This window comes from Modestobacter lapidis (genome assembly GCF_054780755.1).
This window is the reverse complement of the sequence record NZ_BAAGVS010000047.1, coordinates 1-3,001: the sequence shown is the minus strand read 5'-3', so window position 1 is coordinate 3,001 and position 3,001 is coordinate 1. Positions and strand designations below refer to the sequence as shown.

The 3,001-nt window shown below is 68.7% G+C and carries 2 protein-coding genes; both read right to left on the bottom strand.

All coding sequences use genetic code 11. From position 1 onward, the window contains the following. Positions 1-1,052, bottom strand: a 1,052-nt coding sequence (locus tag ACYVG5_RS21345; RefSeq protein WP_460683533.1) for a 2-oxoacid:ferredoxin oxidoreductase subunit beta, incomplete at its 3' end; no start/stop codon positions are given. After that, positions 1,049-2,965 carry a 2-oxoacid:acceptor oxidoreductase subunit alpha gene (locus ACYVG5_RS21340; RefSeq protein ID WP_460683532.1) on the bottom strand — a complete coding sequence of 639 codons (1,917 nt, stop codon included), beginning with the start codon at positions 2,963-2,965 and terminating at the stop codon, positions 1,049-1,051. The genes ACYVG5_RS21340 and ACYVG5_RS21345, both read right to left, overlap by 4 nt. Positions 2,966-3,001 lie beyond the last annotated feature (36 nt).

Here is a 3,001-nt window from a genome sequence, read left to right as displayed (position 1 = left end):
TCGAGCTGGTCGGCCATCATCCGGTCGTAGACCGGCTTGTCGACGGAGCGGAAGACGCCCATGGGGGTGTAGCGGAGGTCGTGGGAGGACAGCCGGGACAGGGCGAAGGCGTAGGCGGGGTCCTCGCGGTGGGCGTCGTGGACGATGATCTCGGCCGGGTCGACCTGGTTGGTCTCGGCGATGCGCAGGCCGCCGTATTCGTCGGGGATGACGCAGGCGGCGCCGTCGGGGCCGAAGACCAGGGGCTGGCCGTGCTCGAGGGGGATGGTCCACATCGGGCCGGTGGTGGGGTCCTTGAGGAGTTCGAAGGCGCCGTCGTTGAAGATGTTGCAGTTCTGGTAGATCTCCACCAGGGAGGTGCCGGGGTGTGCGGCGGCCTGGCGCAGGACGTCGGTGAGGCCCTTGCGGTCGGAGTCCATCGCCCGGCCGACGAAGGTGGCGTCGGCGCCCAGGGCCAGCGAGACGGGGTTGAACGGGTGGTCCAGGGAGCCCATCGGGGTGGACTTGGTGACCTTCCCGATCTCGGAGGTGGGTGAGTACTGGCCCTTGGTGAGGCCGTAGATCCGGTTGTTGAACAGCAGGATCGTCAGGTTCACGTTGCGGCGCAGGGTGTGGATCAGGTGGTTGCCACCGATGGACAGCGCGTCGCCGTCGCCGGTGACCACCCACACCGACAGGTCGGGGCGGGAGGCGGCCAGGCCGGTGGCGATCGCCGGGGCGCGGCCGTGGATGGAGTGCATCCCGTAGGTGTTCATGTAGTACGGGAACCGGCTCGAGCAGCCGATCCCGGACACGATCACCATGTCCTCCTTCGCGATCCCCAGCGAGGGCAGGAAGGACTGCACGGCGTTGAGGATCACGTAGTCCCCGCAGCCGGGGCACCAGCGCACCTCCTGGTCGGTCTTGAGGTCCTTGGCCTTCAGCGCCGCGTTCTTCTCCCCGGCCAGCTCCACGGAGTCGGCGACCGCGGCCGAGATCGGGTTCCCGGGCATCCCCAGGTCGTGCACCCCGCCGCCGTGGACGTGGGCGTTGGTCGATTCGATGGCGGTCATCGGGCCGCTCCCATCTGTGCTGGGTGGTCACTGCTGGAGTCGCTGGTCGCCGGGGTGCCGGTGGTGCCGTCGATGGCGTCCTGCAGCACGGCGGCGAGTTCGGCGGCGCGGAAGGGCAGCCCCCGCACCTGGGTGTGGGAATGGATGTCGATGAGGTACTTGGCGCGCAGGATCATCGCCAGCTGCCCCAGGTTCATCTCCGGGCACACCACCCGCTCGTACCGGCCCAGGATGTCCCCCAGATCGGCCGGCAGCGGGTTGAGGTGCCGCACGTGCACCTGGGCGATCGACCGGCCCGAGGCCCGGATCCGCCGGCACGCCGCCCCGATCGGCCCGTACGTACTACCCCAGCCGATCACCGCCACCGACGCGTCCCCGTCGGGGTCATCGACCTCCGTGGGGCCGATCGAGTTCGCGATGCCGTCGATCTTGGCCTGCCGGGTGCGGACCATGAAGTCGTGGTTCTCCGGGTCGTAGGAGATGTTCCCGGTCCCGTCGGCCTTCTCCAACCCACCGATCCGGTGCTGCAGCCCCGCCGTACCCGGCACCGCCCACGCCCGCGCCAACGTCTCCGGATCCCGCAGATAGGGCAGGAACTCCCCGTCATCCCCGTTCGGCGCGGTCGCGAACGCCACCCCGGTCGACAGATCGGGCAACTGCTCCTCGGTGGGCACCGCCCACGGCTCGGCGCCGTTGGCCAGATACCCATCCGAGAGCAGGATCACCGGGGTGCGGTAGGTCAACGCGATCCGGGTGGCCTCCAGCGCCGCGTCGAAACAGTCCCCCGGTGACCGCGGGGCGATCACCGGCACCGGCGCCTCCCCGTTGCGCCCGTACAGGGCCTGCAGCAGGTCCGACTGCTCGGTCTTGGTCGGCAACCCGGTCGAGGGCCCACCGCGCTGCACGTCCACGATCAGCAACGGCAACTCCGTCATCACCGCCAACCCGATCGTCTCCGCCTTCAACGCAACACCGGGCCCCGACGTCGTCGTCACCCCCAGCGCACCACCGAACGAGGCCCCCAGCGCCGCACCGATCCCGGCGATCTCGTCCTCGGCCTGGAACGTGCGCACCCCGAACGCCTTGTGCTTGGACAACTCGTGCAACACATCCGAGGCCGGCGTGATCGGATACGCCCCCAGGAACACCGGCAGACCCGACCGGCGCCCCGCCGCCACGATCCCCAACGCCAACGCCTGGTTCCCCGAAATCTGCCGATACCGGCCCGGGCTCATCGGCGCCGGCTTGATCTCATAGGAAACCGCGAACGCCTCGGTCGTCTCCCCGTAGTTGAACCCCGCCCGGAACGCCGCAATGTTCGCCGCCGCGATCTCCGGCTTCCGCCGGAACTGCCGCTCCAGGAACCGCACCGTCCCCTCCGTGGGCCGGTGATACATCCACGACAGCAGACCCAGCGTGAACATGTTCTTCGACCGCTCGGCCTCCTTCTTCCCCAACCCCGACCCGGCCAGCGCCTGCGTCGTCATCGACGTCAACGGCACCGCCACCACCTGCCAGCCCGCCAGCGACCCGTCCTCCAACGGGTTCGAGGCATAGCCGACCTTCGCCAGATTCCGCGGGGTGAACTCATCGGAATCCGCGATCAACAACCCACCACCAGGCAGATCGGGCAGGTTCGCCTTCAACGCCGCCGGATTCATCACCACCAACACATCCGGCGCATCCCCCGGCGTCATGATGTCGTGATCAGCAAAATGCAGCTGGAACGAGCTGACCCCCGGCAGCGTCCCCGTCGGCGCCCGAATCTCGGCCGGGAAATTCGGCAACGTCGACAGATCATTCCCGAACGACGCCGTCTCCGACGTGAACCGCCCACCCGTCAACTGCATCCCATCACCGGAATCACCCGCCAACCGGATCACCACCCGATCCAGGGCCACCACACTCTTCACCAACCCACCCGGGGCAGAGAGCGGAGCATCGTCGGG